1 protein-coding gene is annotated in these 363 nt (G+C 33.3%); it reads left to right on the top strand.

Annotated features, from left to right (window positions below; translation table 11 throughout):
* A partial coding sequence (hisE, locus tag IDG60_RS03075; RefSeq protein ID WP_206160484.1) for a phosphoribosyl-ATP diphosphatase occupies positions 1-363 on the top strand: 363 nt, incomplete at both ends.

Here is a 363-nt window from a genome sequence, read left to right as displayed (position 1 = left end):
TGTTAAAGATATTCATGTAGATTGCGACAATGATACTATTTTAATTGATGTCATACCAAATGGACCAACATGTCATACAGGCAGTCAAAGTTGTTTCAACACAGAAGTTCCATTTTCAGTGCAAACATTAGCGCAGACAGTTCAAGATAGTGCCCAATCCAATAATGAAAAGTCATATACAAAATATTTATTAACAGAAGGTATAGAAAAGATTACAAAAAAATACGGTGAAGAAGCTTTTGAAGTCGTAATTGAAGCAATTAAAGGTGACAAAAAAGCATTTGTAAGTGAAGTAGCAGATGAACTTTATCATTTATTTGTCTTGATGCATGCGCTAGGCGTCGATTTTTCAGAAATTGAGGC

Source organism: Staphylococcus sp. EG-SA-2 (assembly GCF_017152085.1).
This window is presented reverse-complemented; position numbering and strand designations above follow the sequence as displayed.